The organism is Candidatus Abyssobacteria bacterium SURF_5 (genome assembly GCA_003598085.1).
Taxonomy (GTDB): domain Bacteria; phylum Abyssobacteria; class SURF-5; order SURF-5; family SURF-5; genus SURF-5.
Genome location: QZKU01000117.1, coordinates 1 through 20,946, shown reverse-complemented (window position 1 = coordinate 20,946; position 20,946 = coordinate 1). Strand labels below are relative to the sequence as shown.

The window sequence follows — 20,946 nt, the reverse complement described above, 5'->3', positions numbered from 1 at the left end:
GAAATCGAATAGCCGCCGGGGATTACGGAGAGGAGCATTCCTTGTTGATGCGTCCTCTCCGCATCCGCGCGCTTCCGACAGTGAAAGGAGCCTTCTATCGGACACAGTTTCTTTCGCCCAGGCAGGCTTTATGGCGTAAAGGTGAAGTCGGCGGTGTCCCGCGTGAAGACCTCCACCGTGATCGGGTCCTCCAGAGCCGCGCCCAGCGTGTATATTCCGTCAGGGTCGCCGGCTACGAACGTGTGTTTATAGATGAGAAAGGTACTCGTGAAAACGGCGGGCAAGTCGATTTCGGGCAGTTTCTTCAACGACTGCAAGTAGCCGTCCGGGTCCTTCATCCAGGTTTTGACTTCGACGGGAATACCGGCGCCGGGGTTCATGACCTGTACGTAAACCTTAAGCGTTTCTCCCGCACGATATGACGGCTTTTCCGGATAGATGATGAACCAGAGAGAGCCGCCCTCGTACAGGCCGGTATGCCATGAATCGTGATGGAACATCGGCCAAGCGAGCAAAGCGGGATCATATGTGCCCGCCCCAAAGTCCCAGCAGTAGACCCAGCCGCTTTCGTCGCCGATAGCCATTTCGAGGCTGCCGTCATTGTCGATATCATTAAATGCGGGAGAGCTATAGAGAATAGCACCCGGCTCGGAAAGGTCATATAACAGCCCGCCGTCACCGTTCCAAATGCGAACCGTCCCGGTGTAAACGCCGACAGCGACTTCGAGGGCGTTGTCGCCGTCGAGGTCCACGAGGCCGGGAGACGAATAGACGTCGCCGCCGGCCGCCACGGGCCAGCCGATTACCGCAGTACCATCGCCGTTCCACGCGTAGACTTTGTCATCCAAACATCCGACAACGACCTCGAGCGAGGCGTCGCCGTCGATATCGCCAAGCGCGGGTGACGATTCCACCGCGCCTCCTGTGGATACGGGCCAGCCGCTGACGAGAGTCCCGTCCGCGTCCCAGGCATAGACCCGATTGCCGTTCGTACCGACCACGATCTCCAGTTCGCCGTCATCGTCGATATCGCCGACCGCGGCGGAGGATCTGATATCCGCGCCGGCAGATTTCGGCCAACCGGTCACCGGTGTTCCGTCGCCGTTTCTAACGTAGACAAAGTCGTCGGCTGAACCGATGACAACCTCCGGCTTGCCGTCTTCATCAATATCGGCGATCGCGGGCGTTGCAAATATTACCTCGCCTGCGGTTGTGACCGGCCAACCGGCAAGGCTTGTACCGGAGCTGTTCCACGCATATACTTTGCCGTCATGCCCGCCGACGACGAGGTCCAGGTTCCCATTTCCATCGAGGTCGCTGATTGCAGGCGAGGAATTTGTATTTAAGTTGATTGGCCATCCTGATTGATAGGTTCCATCACCGTTCAGAATGTAGATTTTTCCGCCGCCCGAACCGATTATCTCAAGTGATCCGTCACCGTCGATATCAGCCAGTGCGGGAGAACCCTGACCGAAGTTAGTCCATCCTGTTGCCCCGAGATACTTGGGAAAACCCGGCAAGGGAGAACCATATCTATCCCATGCATAAACGGAGGCGGACCAGTCGTACCAGCCCGGGTTAGCCGACAGGCAAATAACTTCTTTGTTGGCGTCACCGACTATGTCACCGGTGACACACGAGCCGAAAATGTGAACATTTGCCTTCACCGGCCAGCCGGCCTTGAGGACAGGGTCGCCATGAGCGAATGTCTGATACAACAGGACAGCCAACGCAAAAACCGTTGAAACCAGCAGCCTTCTCATAATAGCCTCCCTCTTTAGAACAATCCTTGTTGCGAGCCAGCTGGGCTCCTCGTACATTTCCGCGACATTTGAACCGGATGCTTCATTTCATGCGTACACCTGGCGGGCAATAGCAATTGACGGAAAGAGCAAACAGTTTGCCATAGTCCTGCGACTGATGTAACTACTGGAGAAGCTGCAACTTATAAGTCTTCTGATGCAAATCAGGAGACAAGATTTCCGGTTTTTGGGGCAGAATGCCCGATGCGAAATGGGGCGTGATGCCTCATGAGATTTTGGATTAGGAATCTGGATCAGGTGGAGAATAGAGGATGTATCAGGACTAATGATATCCGGGAGCGGCTGGTCAGATATTCTGCTCCGACCCGAATGATTCGAGTTTGCGGAAGAGCGTCTTGCGGTCGATGCCCAGGAGTTTCGCAGCCTCTCCTTTACGGCCGCCGCACTGTCGGAGCACGTTCATGATGTGCTCCCTCTCGATTTCACTGAGTGTTCTGGTTGGTTGAGCGTGAGGGGCGACAAATTCGCTTAGTCCGAATTGGAGCACGTCCTCCTTTTCGATTCGGTCGTGCCTTCCGAGGACCATGCACCTTTCAATAACGTTCTTCAATTCGCGCACGTTGCCCGGCCACGAATACGACTTCATCGAATGCAGCGCCTCATCAGAGACGCCCCGTACCCAGCGGTTCGATTTGTTGCGAAACATTTCGATGAAATGTTCGATGAGCATCGGTATGTCTTCAACGCGGCGCCGGAGAGGCGGAATCGGTATCTGGATGACTTCGAGCCTGTAGAGCAGGTCCTGCCGGAAGATACCCCTGGCGGCGTCCGCCCGCAAGTCGCGGTTGCTGGCAGCGAGCAGACGCACATTAACCTTGCGGTCTTTCACGCTGCCGATCCGCTGCACGACGCCGTCCTCGAGCACCCGCAGGAGTTTCGCCTGCACCGCCGGCCTCAACTCGCCGATTTCGTCAAGGAACAGGGTGCCGCCGTCGGCCTGCTCGAATTTCCCCGGCCGGGCTTCGACCGCCCCGGTAAAAGCGCCTTTTTCATGGCCGAACAATTCGCTTTCGACCAGGCTTTCCGCCAGCGAGGCGCAATTGACCGCCACAAACGGTCTCCCGCTTCGCTCGCTGTTGAAGTGCAAGGCGCGCGCAACCAATTCCTTCCCGGTTCCGCTCTCGCCCAGGATCAGGACGGTCGAGTTGGTTTTCGCGGCGCGCCCGATAAGCTCAAAGACGTTTCTGATGGCGGCGCTTTTCCCGACGATATTGTACTGGCCTTTCACGATGCTTGTTAGTTCCTGCACTTTCTGTTCGACCGTCTCGAGATGCAGGGCTTTTTCGAGAGCAGGCGAGGCGAGAGCCGCAATGATGGACAGCGATGTCAAGTCGGTATGAGTGAATGAGCGGCGCGTGGAAGTGTGGCAGAGGTTGATGACGCCGAGCCGGCCCAGCGGCACACAGACTGCTGAACGAATCTGATACAGGCGGACACTTTGCGCGTCGGAAAAACGCGGGTCTGCGTGGGCGTTCTGAACCAGCAGGCTTTCCCGATTATCGTACGATTGTCCGACCATTGTCCTGCTGATCGGCGGCACTTCGGAGTCGGACCGGGAAGCATGCAGTTCCAGTTCTTTGGTGTTCGAATTCACAAGGAAGATATGAGCGCCCGCCGGTTGAAATCGGCGTGACAGCAGATCGAGTATCGTTTGCAACAGACGCTCGCTCTGCGTCTCGGGCAGGAGAGAGTCGGCGACCTCATACAAGAAAGCCAGTTCACCTTTTTCCGAGGCCGCTTGCCGGGAGAGCGCCAGCCGGGCCCTATCAGTCTCCTCGGCTTTGAGGCTCGCAAGCACCACCATCTCTTCTGTGGTTCGCGGCCCGCTTCGGTCGGTGGAGAAGGAGAATGTTGAATTCCCTATGCGGATCACGTCGCCGTCGGCAAGCTTGGCGGAGACAACTTTTCTCCCGTTAACGTATATTCCCGCCTTGCTTTTCAGGTCGACAACGGAGGCGTTTTCGCCGCGCAGGATGATTTTGGCGTGCTGTCTTCCAACTGCGGCGTCGTGCAGACAGATGCTGCAGGTGCGCAAACGGCCGATTACCGTTTCGGGGTGTTCCAAGTCATAGAACGCGCCCTTGTGAGGGCCTCGTATTGCGGTCAACCGCGCCATTATCAGTCCCGCCGCCAATAACTCTAAGGTAAACCGAAAGACATTATACCAAAGCAAGTTGTCAATTTCCATTCCAACGAAGAGGAGTTGAATCAACAAACAATTGAGTCAACATTAACAATATGATATCATCTTGGGCGGCGGGACATGAGACACCGTCTGGCGCTTGGAGGATGTGAGTTTGGCTCTATTGGATATCGGTCAACTCGCCGGGGCAACCCTCGGCAACTACGAGATCGAGAAGATTCTCGGAAGGGGCGGGATGGGAATGGTCTACAAGGCCAGGCAGGTCTCGCTCAACCGCATAGTCGCCCTGAAGGCGCTGTATCCCGAACTCAGCCGCGACGCCTCTTTCGTCAAGCGATTTCGCCGGGAAGCTCTGGCCGTGGCACAGCTTGATCACAAAAACATCGTGCAGATATACGACATCGGCGAGGAAGACGGCATCCACTTCTTCAGCATGGAATATGTCAAGGGACAGTCGCTCAAGGAGATACTGGATGGGAAAGGTTTTTTGAGCCCGCCGGCGGCGTTAAAGATAATGGTGCAGGCCGCGTCGGCGCTGGCGCATGCTCACAAGTGCAACATCATTCACCGCGACATCAAGCCTTCCAACATCATGATCGACCAGGTGGGCAGAGTCAAGGTGATGGATTTTGGGCTCGCAAAACTTGTTTCGGATATGTCCGAGATCACGCAGACGGGAGCGCTTCTTGGCACTCCCAAGTACATGTCGCCGGAGCAATGCCGGGGCGAGGAGCTCGATGCGCGCACCGATATCTATTCGCTCGGAGTCGTTTTCTACGAGATGCTGACAGGCAGAATGCCCTTTTCGGCTCCGGACAATATGGCGCTCATGCACAAGATCATCTATGAAGACCCTCCCGATATCAAGGCTCTCAATCCTGAGATTCCGCGCCAGTTGTGCGATATTATCGCGCGGTCGATGAACAAGAAAAAGGAAAAGCGATACGATTCCGCCCGAGCGTTCTTGAAGGCCATTCGTGATTTTCAATCCAAGTACAAAGAAGACACGGAGAGACTCCTGCAAAGAGAGCGAAAGCAGGCAAACCGGAAAACATTTTTTTATGCGGCCGGTCTGCTCTGCCTGACAACATTCTTGTTTTTCATCGGGTTTGTCACGTTGAAACGCGACAGTGCTAATCCCCCGACAAACGAAACTCAAGCTTATCACTACGACATCCAGGATTACCACCCGCTGAGCGTGGGTGACCAGTGGGTGTTCAGGACTTCCGATGGCGGTATCCTCACCCAAAGTGTTGCAGGATTCGACCAGATATGCGGGAAGATGGCGGCAAGAATGGAACATTCCGACGGACTTGTCGTTTGGGCGGCTTCCGATGTGGCGGGCTGGTGGCAGCTGAAGCATCAGAATCCCGATGGTGTCGCCACTGTTTTCTGCACGGAGGAAGCCGTCATGGACAGAAAAATCGCTCCGGGCTATCACAAGAGCACCAGGCTCCAGAATGCGCCCGTTTACGACCTGAAAGGCGTACAGATCGCGACGATGTCGGGAGCTTGCAGCACGGTTTTCGATAAAGTTGAAACGATTACCATGGCGAACGGCGTCCCGCTTGAATGCATGCATTTGCTGGTTTCGCTCACTCAGTTTGTCAGTGTCGGCGGCGGGATGTCAGACATATATACCTTTGAAGTCTGGATGGCGAAAGGAATCGGTCCGGTGCGCAGGATCGACAACTCGGGGCAGGTTCTCAACCTGGAGAGCGCCGTGGTCGACGGAAAAAAGTACTCCTTCGTGGAACGACCGGCGAGCCCTGATGAAAACGCTTCCCAGCGTGTCGGCGTGTCCGATCCCGCAGGAAACCTGCACGGCGACGCTTCCCGGCGATATTTGGACATCCTCCAGGCCGAGGCGGCATTACGTGAGGAACGTTACACCTTATCGATTCATACGGCAGAGGCTTTTCCGGAACCCGGCGAAATGGCTAACAGACGGATTGACATCGTCTTCTTCGCCGATATTGACCGCGACATAAGAACCGGCCAATCGAGCCTCGGCTACGAATATCTCATCTCTCTCAACCTTGACAGCAACGGTTGGAACGTCGGTTGGAACAAGACGTCGGATAGATCGCGCAAAGATGGAATAGAAATATCGCCAAAAGATTTTCAGATGGAAGTGCGAGGGGCGCAAGCGTCGATCTCATTCCCCAAGCATTATCTTCCGGCGGATATATTCGACTGGTGGGCGTACTGTGGAACGATCAACGCGCCTGACTGGCCTCCCCTAACCGAGAATCCGGGGACGGCCAAAAGCACGTTTGCCGCCGTAACGGCAAAATGAGATGAGTGGCCGCGTCCACGTTATTCCTCTTGTTGGCTTTAGAAAAATAGTTCGATGCGGCTATCAGTTTCCAGAGTAATTCGGCTTGCGCTTCTCGACGAAGGCGAGGACGCCTTCGCGAAAGTCGTCGGTCATGATCGAGAGCGAGAGCGCGAGTCCCTGGTATTCCATTCCCTCGCGTAAACTCATGCTCAAGCCCCTGTGGATCGCCGTTTTTGCGATCCCGATGGCGGCCGTGGGTCCTTCGGCGAGGCGGGCGGCCAGGTGACCGGTTTCTTCTTCAAGCTTGTCGGCAGACACGATTTTATGGATGAAGCCGAGGGCTTCAGCGCGCCGGGCATCGAACATTTCCCCCAGCAGTATCAATTCCGTTGCCCGGTGCAGACCCACGAGCCGCGGAAGCAGGTAGGTTCCGCCGACCATTCCGCGGGTCATGAGGACCATGCCGAATTTTGCGTTTTCTTCGGCAATGATGAAATCAGATGCAAGCGCCAGCTCGAAGCCGGCTCCAAGAGCGTATCCCTGCACCGCCGCGATGACCGGTTTTCTTAGCTCGCGCAGGGCAATGACCAGGCTGTGATAACCCTCGGGGCGAAAGTCTTCCCTTCCCTGCATCGGGAGCGGGCGTAAATGATCGACCATCTCGGTCATGTCATCGCCCGAGCAGAAAGCGCGGCCTTCTCCTTTCAGAACAACGGCACGAACGCCGTCGTCTTCGCTTGCATCCCGGAGAGCCTCATGCATTTCGCGAATCATGGCGTGGATGAGCGCGTTCAGCCGTTTGGGGCGATTCAAGATGATGGTGGCGACAGAGGCGCTTTTGTGATATTTGATGTGCTGAAATTCCATGAGAGGTTTATCTCCTTATCGCTTCTCAGGCTTTTTGCATTTGCTTGTGGACTTTCACGAGTCTCCTCCGTTGAGCGGGGCGTCGCTTTCAACAGGAGGAAGATGGATTCCCGCTTCGCGGGAATGACAGAAAGCTGGTACAGTGAATGTGTCGGATGATTGCTGGTTGTTTGCGATGGGGACAGCCCCGAATCTACAGCCTAAAAGACGCGGCCCGTAATTCTTGGGACAGTCCCCATCGCATTCCGTAAATGGAACCAGTCGTCCCGTGCGCCGTAAAACTCGGATTGTTGCTTCGGGGACAGGCGCCAGGGTTGCAGACCCGTATCTACGAATTCAAAAAGACATGAATTCCGTAAATGGAGCCAGTCCCCTTCGCTTGGGACAGTCCCCAGTGCGATCGTTGGAGGTTTGAGAGTTCCCATTGCAATGTCGAACAGTTTGATTTTTCTTGAGCAGTGGGTGACCCTGTCTCTGATAATGGACCTAAAATTTCTTGGCGCGCTCGAGTTCGTCCTTCGCTTCATAATAGAGTTTCTGATACTGCTGCTTCATGAGCTGCTCTTTCATATCGGCCTGGTATGCGGCCGATTGCGCTTGATACTCGCGGATGATCTCCATCTCAATCGGCTCTCCGGACGAAGCCGGGTTCTGCGACATTTTTTCGGCCGCGATCAAAAATTTCTCCCGCTCGGATTGGAGGTAGCGAATGCCATTTTCCATTGCCTGAAGCAGTTTCGCGTGGGTAGTCGAAAGGAGGAAGGGCGGCTTGATGGTCTCCAACTCCGTCAGAATTTTCTGTTTTGAAGAGACGTAGCCGTCGAGCTTTGTGAGGAAGTCGGGGTCCTTGAACGCATTAATCTTCGGGAGCTTCGCGACGCGCCCGTCAACCGCTTCGTTCTGTTCGAGGAGCGGCGTCACCTGTGCAAAATACCTTTTCTTCTGTCTTCCGCAGGCTGAAACCAGCGTTGCCGTAATAAGAAGGACCAACGCGATTTTCAGCGAAGTGACAGAAAAGGCGGCCTTCATCTTTCACCCCCGTTTTCTAATCCGGCAAAATGCGGGCAGACTGCGCGGCATTCATAGCACTTCTTGAGAAGATATCCTTTCTCGTTTCTAAAAATTGACAGCGGCCGGCAAAGGTGCTGGTTGACAGTCTCCCCGTCTAATGCGCCGGCCGGGCAGGAGTCGATGCATAGGCGGCAGGATTGCGGGCATGCCTCGTAGATTGCAAGCGGGTCACCGGCGAGATCCACGTCGAGCAGCACCGCTCCGAGCTGAATCATGTTTCCGTATCTGTCGTTTATGAGAAGCGTGTTCTTTCCCAGGATTCCGAGACCGGCGAGGTATCCCGCATGGCGCAGCGACAGGATGGCCCTGCCGTATGATCGATTCGGTTCCCAATGCTCGTAGGGGTCGTCTGATGGGATCGGGACGGCGCCAATCCCGCTCAGCTCCAAGCTCCGGCTGATTTCAAGGGTGAGCAGGTCCACTTCCTGGGTGACGGCGGAGTTTGCGAACGTGTAGGGGATGCAGCTTTTGGCTGAGATGGTTGCGAGCGGAAGCCGTTTGGCAAAGACCAAGACGCTTCTGCAATCGCTGCAGATATCCTGCGGGTGGAATCCGGTCGGAGCATCTGCGAATCTATCGACCGGCGCGATGGCGCACAGATCGGCGCCCAAGGATATGACCGTCTCTTTTATGAGATTCGATGAAATCATGCGGCCTCCACGGCCGAAAACTTGTGCGGCGGCATCCGCAATCAACCCCGGTGGAATTTAATAGGCGGGTGAAGGAGACCGTTCAGTTTTGATCGGAAACCGGCAGGGAGCGGCGACGCCTCCGGTCTATTCCTGGAACCGCCTGATATCGTGCTTTTTAATCTTATAATTGATGACGCGGGGACTGATTCCGAGAAGTTTGGCCGCGTTTTTTTGGACCCAGCCTGCTCGCTCGAGGGCCTGGCAAATGAGCTGGCGCTCGACTTCTTCCAGTTTGACGCCGCCATCGGGGATATTCAGGATGTCCTTTTTCTGGGGCGGTTTTTTGTCGTAGAGGGCGATGTGCTCGGGTTGAACCTTGTTGCCCTCGCACATGATGACCGCGCGCTCGATTACGTTTTGAAGCTGGCGAATGTTTCCCGGCCAGTGATACTCTTTCAGCGTCTTGAGGGCCGCGGCGGAGACGCCGTTGACCTGGTTGTTTATCTGACCCGCATATTTTTTCAAGAAGAAGTTCACGAGTGGCTCGACATCTTCGGTTCGTTCTCGAAGGGGAGCAAGTTCGATGGTGACGACGTTGAGGCGATAGAAGAGGTCGTCCCGAAACTTTCCCTCATTCATTAATTGTGACAGGTCCTTGTTGGTGGCTGCGATGACGCGGACATCGACGCTGATAGTCTGGGTGCCGCCAAGGCGCTCGAACTGGTGTTCCTGCAGCACGCGCAGAATTTTGGCCTGGGTGCTGGCGCCCATGTCTCCGATTTCGTCGAGAAAGATGGTGCCTGAATCGGCTTGTTCAAAGCGCCCGACGCGCTGGCGATGAGCGCCCGTGAAGGCCCCCTTCTCATGACCGAACAGCTCGCTTTCGAGGAGGTTTTCCGGCAAGGCCGCGCAATTGACCCTGACGAAGCTGTTTTTCGCGCGCGGACTGTTGAAATGAATGGCTCCGGCAATGAGCTCTTTGCCGGTTCCTGTTTCGCCGAGAATGAGGACGGTTGCATCGGTGGGAGAGACGCGATTGAGGAGTGCGAACACCTTTTTCATCGCCGCGGAAACGCCGACGATATCATCGAATTTGTAGATATGGGGCTGAGTGTGCCGCAGGAAATTGATCTCGTTTTTCATTCGCCGGTTCTCGAGGCACCGTTCGATCCGGCTTTTGATGAGCGCGGCATCGGCCGGCTCGTGGATAAAGTCGGCGGCCCCGGCGCGAATGGCTTCCATCGCTTCGTCCAATGGAGCGTTGGGCGAAACAGGAATGAGGAGGCTCTGGGGACTCTGCTGGAGGTAGTCGCGGAGGAATTCGCGAGAAGCTGAATCAAACCGCTGCACTTCGAGCAAAGCCACGTCGTACTGCAGTTCGGTTGAGAGCGACATCGCACTATCGAAGTTGCGGGCCCAGTCGATTTTTGCCTGTGAATCCTGCAGAGAGCGGAGGAGTTGCTCCTTTAAGCCGTCGTCTTTACTGATAACAAGTATGTGTCTCATTTCCCCCTTCTTTGGGTTCAGGAAACCGCCGTCACCAGTTCATTTACTTTTTCCCTATAGAGCTCGTATTTGTTCTTCAATTCGTCAATTGACTGCCTATCGAGATCGGGCCGTTCGGCCAGGATGATTTTCCATGACAGGTTTCCTTCGAAAAAATGAGAAGATGCGGAGCTTTCGGTAAAATTTAGCTCGGGTTCCGACGCGAGAATATCGGCCAAATGAACGACTGCGGTCAGGAACGGCTGTTCGCTCGGTCTGGCAAGCGTCAGAACGTCCAATGGGCGGTGATGGTATTCGATGGCATCGACCAGTGTTCCCGGCAAGTGCCAACTGTCAGCGAGCCACGACCCAATCAATGCATGATCGACCCCCATGACTTTGACTTCGGCTTCATTTACTTCGAGATCTTCTTTCGCGCAAACAGATTCTATTTCTTTCATCTTGGGGTGGAAATATTGGTCAATGACCAATTTTCCGATATCGTGAATCAATCCGGCGACAAATTCAACGCCTTCCAGATCGAACTTCAACTCGCGTGCGAGCATTTGAGCGGCGCACGCCGTCCCGAAAGAATGCCGCCAGAATTTGAGGCGATTAAAGCCGCTTTTTCTCTTGGGTGTGGGAAACATGCGAACGATGGAGATGCTGGTTACGATATTGATAATCTCGTTGAGCCCCAGGATCGCCAGCGCCAGCTTCAGGGACCCCACCCTTTCACGGACCCCATAATAGGGCGAATTGGACACTTTGAGGATATTCGCGGCGAGGGAAGGGTCGGTCTCGATGATCTTGGCTATGTCCTTCATTGAAGACTCTTCGTCGGCGACCAGCCTCAGAATCTTCATAGGTATCTCGGGAAGAGTGGGAAGCGCGCCTATTTGGCTGACCTCTTGCCGGATTTTTTTCACTCGCTGCGTAGCCATTTCCCGAACGAGCTTCCCCCGAGAAATTCGCCCTATCTCCGCCCGCATGCTCGCGTATTGTACCACAAGCGCTTGGGGTTTGGCAAACTTTTACCGGTTGTAGAAAAGGGGAAACTTTTCATTACGGCGCGCTTGTGGGGGTTTTACTGATCTGCTATAATGAAAAATGGAGTGGGCCGGATGGTCGCGGATTCTGAGGAACGGAATCCGAGGAAAGTCCGAGCTCCACCGGGCGGGATGCTCGCTAACGGCGAGTGGGGGCGACCCCAAGGAAAGTGCAACAGAAAAGATACCGCCACGCCTTGGCGTGGTAAGGGTGAAAAGGTGCGGTAAGAGCGCACCGGCGGCGGGGCGACTCGCCGGCCTGGCAAACCCCATCCGGAGCAAGACCAAATAGGGGGGCGATGGAGCGGCCCGTTCCGTGTGCCTCCGGGTTAGGTCGCTTGAGGCGCCTGGTAACAGGCGTCCCAGATGAATGACCATCACGGCCAATCGGCCGGACAGAACTCGGCTTACGCGCCCGCTCCAAAAATTTTAAGGGGGAAACCATCTGGTTTTCCCCTCTTTTTTTGCCACGGGTCGGACGTGTCCGACGTGTCGGACCGGTCGGATACTTTTTTCCACTTCTCTTCCTCAGATACGCATCATCCTGTATAATGAAAATCTTGAATTGGTGATTCATGGATCACTGGCCGCACGGGGGTTTCCCGCATAAAGTGAAGGAGAAGATATTTGGCAGATATACCTCAAGAAGGGATAACAGCGGCCGAATGGATTCTTGAGCTGGCGGTCATTTTGCTCGCGGCGAAGTTGGGCGGCGAGATTTTCAACCGTCTCAAGCAGAGCCCGATGCTGGGAGAGATATTGGCCGGCGTGATCATCGGTCCGTCCATTTTCGGGTTATTTCATGAATCCACGATTCTGGAGATTTTCGCCGAGATCGGCATTATCTTCATGATCTTTATGCTGGGCCTCGAGACAAAAGTGGCTCATCTGCGAAGGGTTGGTGCTCGCGCAGCCGTTATTGCGGGCGCGGGAATCGCCGTTCCGTTTCTCGCGGGATGGATTATGGGCAGAGCCATGGGAGTAAGCTGGCAAGGGGCCTTGTTTTTCGGGGCTATATTGACCGCGACCAGTGTGGCCATAACGGCCCGGACTTTAATGGATATGGATTTAACCCGGTCGAAATTAGCGCAAACCATTCTGGCAGCAGCGGTCATAGATGACATAGCGGGGCTTCTGGTGCTGGCCGTGGTGTTGACGTTAACGGGTGCGGGCGGGCAGGACGGCATCGGCATGACTGTGGCCAAGGGAGCTTTCTATCTGCTTGTGGTGTTCCCCTTCTTCTGGTTTGCAGTTCCGCCGCTGACGCGCTGGCTCAGACGTTTGGAAGGAGAGGGCGCCCTGTTCGTGATGATACTCGGCTTAACCTTTCTGTTTTCGTATTTGGCCCAATTGGCTGGACTTGCAACGATTGTCGGCGCATTTCTTATCGGTCTCATCTTTGGGAAGACGGCCGAAGGACCGGCAATCCAGGAGCAGGTAGAGCCGATCTATTACTTTATGGCTCCCATTTTCTTTGTATCAATCGGGATGTCCGTCCATTTGGACCAGTTATGGAGCGCGATTGTGTTCGCACTTGTTTTTTCCGCAATTGCGATTGCAACCAAAGTAATTGGGGGCATTATCGGCGGCGTTGCATCCCGCATGAGCCTGTCATCGGCCGTTATAATCGGCATTGGGATGATCCCGCGAGGCGAGGTTGGCCTGATCGTGGCGAACCTTGGGCTGGACGGCGGAATTATCGATCACAAAACATTTTCCGCGGCCGCATTCATGTCGGTGGCGACTATTCTGGTTACCCCGACTCTATTGAAATGGGCGATTAACCGCTTCTACCATGAGGAAGAACCCCATGAAGGTACGCAACCATTTTAAGACAATTACGCCTGAAGTAGATATAGTGACAGCAAACACGACGATCGAGGTAATCATCCAGATAATTTCCCGCAACCCGGCTTCGCGATCCGTTTTTGTGATCGATCAGGACGAGAGATTAATCGGTGTAATCAGTACCAAGGACGTCCTTCAGATATTGGGGGCGAAATATCTTCGGAAGAGGACGGTTTTTGTGCTTCATGAGATTTTGGCGATCACCGCTGCCGATATTATGCGAGAGGCCGAATCGGTTGGTCCCGATGACGATCTTGAGCAAGCGCTTAGAATCGCTGTGGTGCATAATATGGAAGATATTCCCGTTGTTGAGAACAATAAAGTAATCGGCAACCTCGATTGTTTCGAGTTAATCAAAGGTATCAGCGCGCAGAAGCGCATCGAGCAGCGTGAGCGCTATGACTCCTCCGGATGATGGACAGGATGACGGCAAGAGAAGAGTCTTTCGAATCATTTTTGCGATTTTCCTCAGCATCCTCCTCCTTGTAATTCTGTTTATCGCCCTCCTGCTTTTCTTTCCGCGCGAGCAGATCAGGAAGTACATCCAAAACCAGCTTGCGCGCCGGTTGGACAACCAGGTGGAAATTTATGGGTTGAGGATCGATTATTTCTCGCCTGCGAAGCTGGTGATGAGTCAGGTGGTCATCACCGATCCCGAAACTTCCCTGCAAGAGTTCAGAGCAAGAGAGGTTGTTCTCCACATCAATCCGTTAAATTTTTTCAGAGATGAGAATCCCATAACGAGAATCGAGCTTGGGTCGCCGCTCGTGAATTTAAGGAGAACCGAGGGCGGCGCCTGGAACTTTGAGAAAATGGTCGAGCCTCAATCGCAGGAGGAGGAACCCGGTGCGGAAGTCACTTTGGGTCCGATTTTCATTCGGAACGGAATTATCCAGATATTTGAAAGAGACCGGGACATGCTTTTGGCCATCAAAGGCATAGTCGCAACCGTTCGACTGAGAAGAGGGCAAGTGCTGATCGATGCGGCGTCTTTATATCTCCCTCCTTTGCGCGCAGATTTCGTGGGAACAATATCGAATCTTCAGGCCCCCCGGCCCACCATCGATTTGCAAGTTTCCGGAACCGCCTTGAAAGAAGGGCCGCTATCCGAATTGGGAGGAGTCGCTCTTGAAGAGAAGGCACAAGTGGCGGCTTTCTCAGCCGAGGGAAAAGGTCCGCTGGACAATGTGCGTATGACCGGCACGTACGCCTTTGATCGAAGCGTAACCAGAGGCATTCCCACAGAGGGTACTCTGGCAGGCGTCCTTGAGGCGGATGCAGGCACCTTCCGGGTCGACAGCGTCATCGTAAATTTCGGAAACAGCAGGGGTTCGCTTTCCGGGACCGCGACAAACCTATGGTCGGATGAGAGGTCTGCCGAGTTCTCCGGAGAAACACTTATCGTACCGGAGCCGCTTTTTACCGCATTGGACGAATCACTCGCGTACCGTCTTGAGCCTGATGGGGTGGTGGAAGGCGAAATTTCGGTAAGGGCCACAAAACAAGAAGTCGTATTTCGCACTGATCTGAATCTGGAAAGGGCGGGATTCACCATTCCCAATGTCCTGCGAAAAGATATTCAGGCTCCCGGCTCGCTTTCAACCGCCGGCCGATATTCGTTCGGTCAGGCGCTGAGCGTCGACGAATTCGAACTGACTATGGGAGATTCCTCCGTTAGCGGCAAGGGCAGCCTCGGGTCGGAGAAAGCGCCATGGGCAGAGGCAACTTTTGAAGCCGCCGATTTCCCGCTTCGATTGCTGGACCGGCTTCCGGCCGTGGCGTTTCCGGAGGGCGAGATGACATTCGACGCGACCATTTCAAAGGAAGCGCAAACGGTCCGCGAAGTGCAGTATCGGGGGGATGTGACACTTCGGAATGCCGAGCTCACGGCGGGCCCGCTGAAGGAGCCGATCACCGGGCTGAATGCTCAGTTGCGGGTCGCCGACCAGGAGGTGGGCGTTCAAAACGCACAATTTTCGTTCGCTCAGTCTCCATACAATCTTGATGTGGAGCTTACCGATTTCTCGTCACCCACTATTCGAGGAACATTACGCACGCAGAGGATGGACATCGAGAAAATAATGGCTGCCATTGAAACGGAGGACACGCGGGAAGGTGAGCCGCGCGCCCCTTTACTCCAAGATATCGCATTGAACCTGGTAATAGAAGCGGATTCGGTTTATACGAGAGGGATCGAGACAGGGGCTCTCTCGACGACATTAACATCACCTGAAGAAAGTCTTGTTCTTGATCCCTTTTCCGTCATTATTTTTAGTGGGGAATTGCGAGGAATCCTGGAATTTACTCCCTCTCCTCAGCAGGTTCTATGGAAGGCGAACCTCGAGGCCAGGGATATGAAGATAGCGGAGATGTTGGATCAATTCGATGTTATCGCGGGACAGATGACCGGCTCCCTTGATGCCAAAGTAACAGTACAGGGGGTGGCCGGCAATAACGAGCAGACTCTGAGTTCACTGAAGGGGGACATCGAGGCCACCGCCAGAGGCGGAAAAGTGGAACAATCTCCCGTCCTCACAACCATCATCAACTTTACCCAGATACCTTTGGGCACCGTCCTGATACCCGGGCTGCGCGAAATAGTTGTTGCCAATACGGTTATCAACTTGTTCAGAACCGGCGGCAGGTCATTGGACATAACTTCGGTTGCGTATACAACGATCGAAGGCGATTTTGTTCTGGCGGAAGGAACAGCACAAGTGGACGACTTTCGATTCCACGGCGGCATTATAGATTTAATAGCAACCGGTGAAATAGATTACATTAGCAAAACCGTGGATTTGCGGGTTTCGGCAACCCCGCTTGGAGCCCTTACCTCGGTCATGGCCGAAATCCCGCTTATTGGAGGTATCCTCAAGGGAGCAAAGGAAGCCGTAATCTCAACGGATTTCGCCGTTACCGGCCCAATTTCGAGCCCCGAAGTCAATCCCATGTTCATTGGCGGAGGCGCAAGAGATGAGGCGCCGCCGCCTGCGCCTGAAGAGGAGGCCGAACCGGAGACAGTTCCTCCCGCCGCTGAGGAAGCTGAAATCCCGCCGGAAGATCAGCTTCCTGCGCCCGAAGGAATTCGTTTACCGGAGGAGGCATATTAGGAGAATTTCCGCGGACGCAACAAAAACCGTAAAAAGACTTGACTTTTTCTAATTCGCTGATATAATAGTTTAAATTCGAAAGAGTGGAGTTACATTTTTTCAAGGAAAGTCACAGGATGACGCCGGCAGTAAGAAACTTTTGGTTTTATTACTTTAGCTGGTGGCGTCCTGTGCCCGTCCGCCTTGAATAATTAGCTCCCCACACAGATAAGTAAACAGGCCACGGGCATAAAAGCCCGCGGCCTTTTTTGTTTTTTGGCGAAAATTCAAGCTGTCGGGTCTGATCAGAAGAGCGTGAAGGAGTGAGGACGATGGTAATTGTACTGAAAAAAGAGGCCACGCAGGACGATATCGAAAGCGTTGCCGAAAAAGCCCGCCGGGCAGGCTGTCGCTGCCGCATTTCCCGAGGCAAAGAACGCACCCTGTTGATTGCAGTGGAGACCAATGGATGGGCCGAAGCCCTCGCCGGATTTGCCGCTCTCGATTTCGTCGAGTCGGTAATCCCCATTTCAAAACAATATAAGCTGGCCAGCCGTCTCGTTCATCCACATGCAAGCATCATAGATGTTTCCGGAACCCCGGTAGGCGGCGATACATTCGTTGTAATGGCGGGGCCGTGCTGTGTGGAAGAGGAAACGATATTAGAGGCCGCGGAAGGAATCAAGATCCACGGTGCTCATGTGCTGCGCGGAGGGGCCTTCAAACCGCGCACCTCGCCATACAGTTTCCAGGGTCTCGGCAACGAAGGCCTGCGCTTGTTGGAACGGGCAAGAGAGCTGACGGGTCTGCCGGTGGTGACCGAACTCCTTTCCGAGGCGCATCTCGGTGCGGTCGTCGCGTCGGCCGACCTGATTCAGATCGGAACGAGAAATGCGCAGAACACGGCGCTCCTTTGCAAGGTCGCCGAAAGCCAGAAACCGGTCCTGTTGAAACGCGGGATGGCCTGCACGATTGAAGAGTGGCTGATGGCCGCCGAATACCTGCTTGCAAACGGAAACCCGAACGTCATTTTATGCGAGCGCGGTATCCGCTCATTTGAAACGATGACCCGCAACACACTCGACCTGAGCGCTGTTGCCGTTGCGAAGCAGGAGACGCACCTGCCGGTCGTGGTTGATCCGAGTCATGGAACGGGTGTTCGAGAGTTGGTGATCCCGATGGCTCGCGCTGCGGTTGCTGCGGGAGCCGATGGTCTGCTGGTGGAGGTGCATCCAAGCCCGGACAGGGCTCTGAGCGACGGCGCGCAAAGCTTAAATATGGAGCAGTTCGGAGAGATGATGCATCAGATCGAGCCCTTCGTGCGCGTGATGGGGAGAACGCTGCAGACTGATGCCGTCCCGGCTGTTCTCTGATGCTAGAGGGGCAACAGTGTTTACAGGCTTTAGCAACTTCTCTTTATGTTCGTTTTCCGGTATTCCCGCAACGAGCGCAGCAAGAGTCGGCTGCCGCTCAAGAACGTCATAAAACCGGCACGCCGCAAAAGCGCGCCGTCAGCGCGTTATGTCCGTCTGAGCACCTTTCCCGCGAAAGCGCCGGCATTGTATGTTCCGCGCTCCAGAACCGGCTTTCCGTTGATCAGCACGTATTCTATTCCGTCCGAGAATTGATATGGATTCCCGAAAGTTGCCCGGTCGATGACGGTTTTCGGATTGAAAACCGTGATGTCGGCGTAAAAACCCTTCTTGAGTGAACCGCGTTCCTTCAATCCCATCTGTTTGGCGGGAAGCGAGGTCATTTTGCGGATGGCTTCTTCCTGCGTCATCACGCCCGCATCGCGTGCAAACCTTCCGAGCACCCGGGTGAAGGCGCCGTAGGCGACCGGATTTATTGAGTTGAAGTCGGCGCCGACGATGTCGGTGGCGACGGAGCAATCGGGATCGCACAGAGCCTTCATGATGTGCTCGTCGTCCATTGGATTATCGAAACCGCCGCCGGTCACAATAAGTTTTCCTTCCTCCTCCAAAGTAAGATCGAATACCGTTTCGAACGGATCCCTGTTCAAGGTGGCGGCGATCTGGTCGACGCTCATGTTCTCGAACTGCGTGTTCTTTTCTTTGCGGAACCCGCTCAAGCAGATCAGCGACCAGGAGCTGAAGGCGTTATGGTAGTGGTTATCGGTCCACCAGCTATGTTCCCAATTCGGCCAAGCCGGCACGACGGTTTCCCAGCCGTGCACGATGCGCCGGCGAACGACCGGGTCCTCGATCCGCGCGAAAAACTTGTCCAATCCGCCGTCAAACACTTCAGGCGGAAAGAGCGAGATCAGCGCCGTCGATCCGGTGGAATAGGGAATATAGTCATGCCCGATTTTCACTCCGCGCTGAGCGGCTTCCCTCACCGTCGTTATTGCGCGCTCAAGCACGGATGGGTCATCGCGCACGAAGCTGCCAAAATGAGAGATGTGCAAAGGAATCTGCGCCTCCTCGGCAACCGATACGACTTCCTGAACGGCCTCCGGATATGTTTCGCTCATCCCGCGCGTATGCGGAACCAGCGGCGCATGATAGTCGCGCAGGACCGAGGATATCTCCATGATCTCGTCGGTATTCGAGTAGATGCCGGGCACGTAGTAGAGGCCGAGCGACAGACCGATAGAGCCGCCTTCGAGCGATTCCTTCAGCATACGCTTCATTTGAGATATCTCGTCTGGATTCGCAAAGCGCGCCTGAAATCCCATGACATTCGTTCTGAGCATGCCATGGCCGGTGAGGATGGCCGTGTTGAAGGCCTGCCCGTTCCTTTCCAGGAAATTCAGGTACTCCGCCATCGTAGTCCATTCGTACGAGAGGCCGTCGTATGGAAGCGAGAAGTTCCAGTATGTGCTGACCGTTTCCTCATAAGCATGGTTGATTGGCGCAGGACTCAGGCCGCAGTTGCCGGCAATGATGGTGGTTACCCCCTGTCGCGCCCAGCTCTCGAGAACGGTGGCATGACGGCGGCACGGCAGGAAAAAATCCAGATGGGTATGGACATCGATAAATCCTGGAGCGATTGCGAGACCTGCCGCGTCTATCGTTTTCGCGGCGTTCGCATTGGGAAACGATCCGATATCGGCAATGCGGTCTTGTTCGATCAGAATATCAGCTCTGTAGGCGGGCGAGCCGGAGCCGTCCATCACCGTTCCATTCTTGATCAGTATGGTATTACTCATGAAGTTCCTCCTTTGGGAAGCCGGGAAAGAAAGGGGCGTGCTATTCTAGCACGTATATGGGTTCCCGTCCAAACCTTGACACTCGCCGACAGCTTCTATAGAATTTCCTCAATTCCGAGGCAAGCCCGGACCGGTTCCGGTGATCAATGAAAAAGAGAAATTTTTGCGATACATTCACAACCCGAGGGGAGATTATTCGTGGATAGGACGCTGCATGACGGCCGGGAAGACGGCCTTGAGCCGCTCGAAACACTTGACCTGCAAAAGGTGAGCACCTTCTCCGATCTACTTCGCCAAATGTCGAAAACGGCTTTTGGCGGGCGCGAATTGGGAGAAGCTTACGAGGTTTTCATGGAGATGGCGCGGGATCCGTCCTGCACCATTGTGGCCACTTTGTCCGGCGCGATGACCATCGCAAAAATGGGAAAAGTTCTGTGCGATATGATCGACAACGGACTGATCCACATCCTGATCAGCACGGGCGCACTGATGGCTCACGGATTGACCGAAGCCATCGGCGGCGTTCATTATAAGCATGATCCCAAAATCCCCGACAGCACCCTCTATAAATGGGGATACAATCGGGTCTACGACACCCTTGAGATGGAGGCCAATTTGTCGCAGGCCGAGAAATTCACCCGGAGCGTTCTCAAGGATTTCGACTGGACCCGGCCGACCTGCTCGAGTGAGATCAATCGAGAGTTCGGAAAGCGCCTGGTCGAGCAAGGGCAAGAGCCGAGCGTTCTTGCTTCTGCATATCGGCGCGGGGTTCCCATTTATGTCCCCGCCTTCACCGATTCGGAGCTCGGTTTGGATGTGGCTACTCATTCGCTGGCGCTCAGCACGAAAAAGGGCGATGAGGTCGATGTCAACAAGTTTTTCACTTCGGTTCCGCCGTTCAATCCGTTCCTCGACCTTTTCGATTACGCTCGCCGCATTCAACGGGCGAAGACACTGGGCATCTTCACGATCGGCGGAGGCGTCCCTCGTAATTGGGGGCAGCAGGTAGGCCCATTCTTTGACATCATCAATATGCGGCTGGGCACTGAATTCTCCATCCCCCGCTTCAAGTACGGCGTCAGGATTTGCCCTGAACCGGTCCACTGGGGCGGTCTGAGCGGGTGTCCGTACACGGAGGGCGTCTCCTGGGGAAAATTTCTTCCGCGCGAAGAAGGCGGGCGCTTTGCGGAAGTCCGTTCGGATGCGACGATCGCCTGGCCGATCCTGGTTAAAGCCGTGCTTGAGTCTTTGGGGAAGCGGACGTGAAAAGAAGCGCCAGAAGAAGAAATCACTGCTGAAATGAAGATGGATTCTTGCTTTCGCGGGGATGACAGCACTCTTAAGCCGTAGAACTCGACCTTTTTGGCCGGATTATCCAAAACAAAACTGGTTCTTCTCCAAATTAGTTGGTGATCTTTAGTAAAAATGAATGGACATCTTCGAACTCTTCTGCTAGAAAGGAGTTGTGAAAGCAACCTTTCGGCAA

14 protein-coding genes and 1 other RNA gene are annotated in these 20,946 nt (G+C 54.7%); 7 read left to right on the top strand and 8 right to left on the bottom strand.

The window, feature by feature from the left end; genetic code table 11:
- Positions 1-128 precede the first annotated feature (128 nt).
- Both C4520_17165 and C4520_17160 read right to left on the bottom strand, forming a co-directional pair.
- Entirely contained in the window at positions 129-1,820 is a 1,692-nt protein-coding gene (locus C4520_17165; GenBank protein RJP17232.1) for a hypothetical protein, read from the bottom strand.
- A gap of 289 nt (positions 1,821-2,109) precedes the next feature.
- The gene (locus tag C4520_17160) at positions 2,110-4,038 is read right to left on the bottom strand and encodes an FHA domain-containing protein (GenBank protein RJP17231.1); all 1,929 of its coding nucleotides are present in this window, start codon (positions 4,036-4,038) and stop codon (positions 2,110-2,112) included.
- Positions 4,039-4,129: 91 nt separating this feature from the next.
- Between C4520_17160 and C4520_17155 the strand changes: the two genes are divergently transcribed.
- Positions 4,130-6,265 carry a serine/threonine protein kinase gene (locus C4520_17155; GenBank protein ID RJP17230.1) on the top strand — a complete coding sequence of 712 codons (2,136 nt, stop codon included), beginning with the start codon at positions 4,130-4,132 and terminating at the stop codon, positions 6,263-6,265.
- A 63-nt stretch (positions 6,266-6,328) separates the two neighbouring features.
- On the opposite strand, the gene C4520_17150 is transcribed toward C4520_17155, so the two are convergent.
- The 5 genes from C4520_17150 to C4520_17130 form a co-directional block, all read right to left on the bottom strand.
- Positions 6,329-7,114, bottom strand: coding sequence for a hypothetical protein (locus tag C4520_17150; protein ID RJP17229.1), 786 nt, complete (start codon positions 7,112-7,114; stop codon positions 6,329-6,331).
- Positions 7,115-7,600: 486 nt separating this feature from the next.
- Entirely contained in the window at positions 7,601-8,143 is a 543-nt protein-coding gene (locus C4520_17145) for a hypothetical protein (protein ID RJP17228.1), read from the bottom strand.
- Positions 8,140-8,835 (bottom strand): epoxyqueuosine reductase, encoded by a 696-nt coding sequence (locus tag C4520_17140; protein ID RJP17227.1) that lies wholly within the window; start codon positions 8,833-8,835, stop codon positions 8,140-8,142. Before C4520_17140 ends, C4520_17145 begins: the two co-directional genes overlap by 4 nt.
- Before the next feature lie 126 nt (positions 8,836-8,961).
- Positions 8,962-10,323 (bottom strand): sigma-54-dependent Fis family transcriptional regulator, encoded by a 1,362-nt coding sequence (locus C4520_17135; protein ID RJP17226.1) that lies wholly within the window; start codon positions 10,321-10,323, stop codon positions 8,962-8,964.
- A gap of 17 nt (positions 10,324-10,340) precedes the next feature.
- Positions 10,341-11,294 carry an HDOD domain-containing protein gene (locus C4520_17130; GenBank protein RJP17225.1) on the bottom strand — a complete coding sequence of 318 codons (954 nt, stop codon included), beginning with the start codon at positions 11,292-11,294 and terminating at the stop codon, positions 10,341-10,343.
- A 120-nt stretch (positions 11,295-11,414) separates the two neighbouring features.
- Between C4520_17130 and rnpB the strand changes: the two genes are divergently transcribed.
- The 5 genes from rnpB (at position 11,415) to aroF (ending at position 17,661) form a co-directional block, all read left to right on the top strand.
- An RNA gene (gene rnpB / locus C4520_17125) (RNase P RNA component class A) lies at positions 11,415-11,777 on the top strand.
- 201 nt (positions 11,778-11,978) lie between these two features.
- Positions 11,979-13,184 carry a cation:proton antiporter gene (locus tag C4520_17120; GenBank protein RJP17224.1) on the top strand — a complete coding sequence of 402 codons (1,206 nt, stop codon included), beginning with the start codon at positions 11,979-11,981 and terminating at the stop codon, positions 13,182-13,184.
- The gene (locus C4520_17115; protein ID RJP17223.1) at positions 13,147-13,614 is read left to right on the top strand and encodes a CBS domain-containing protein; all 468 of its coding nucleotides are present in this window, start codon (positions 13,147-13,149) and stop codon (positions 13,612-13,614) included. The genes C4520_17120 and C4520_17115 overlap by 38 nt, the downstream gene beginning before the upstream one ends.
- A complete protein-coding gene (locus C4520_17110; protein RJP17222.1) occupies positions 13,598-16,309 on the top strand; it encodes an AsmA family protein in 2,712 nt (903 codons plus the stop codon). Before C4520_17115 ends, C4520_17110 begins: the two co-directional genes overlap by 17 nt.
- A 311-nt stretch (positions 16,310-16,620) precedes the next feature.
- Positions 16,621-17,661: a 3-deoxy-7-phosphoheptulonate synthase gene (aroF, locus tag C4520_17105; protein ID RJP17221.1), complete on the top strand. Its 1,041-nt coding sequence runs from the start codon at positions 16,621-16,623 to the stop codon at positions 17,659-17,661.
- A 146-nt stretch (positions 17,662-17,807) separates the two neighbouring features.
- On the opposite strand, the gene C4520_17100 is transcribed toward aroF, so the two are convergent.
- Positions 17,808-19,460 carry a D-aminoacylase gene (locus tag C4520_17100; protein RJP17220.1) on the bottom strand — a complete coding sequence of 551 codons (1,653 nt, stop codon included), beginning with the start codon at positions 19,458-19,460 and terminating at the stop codon, positions 17,808-17,810.
- Between the two features lie 198 nt (positions 19,461-19,658).
- Between C4520_17100 and C4520_17095 the strand changes: the two genes are divergently transcribed.
- Positions 19,659-20,726 carry a deoxyhypusine synthase gene (locus tag C4520_17095; GenBank protein ID RJP17219.1) on the top strand — a complete coding sequence of 356 codons (1,068 nt, stop codon included), beginning with the start codon at positions 19,659-19,661 and terminating at the stop codon, positions 20,724-20,726.
- The last annotated feature ends 220 nt before the right edge of the window (positions 20,727-20,946 follow it).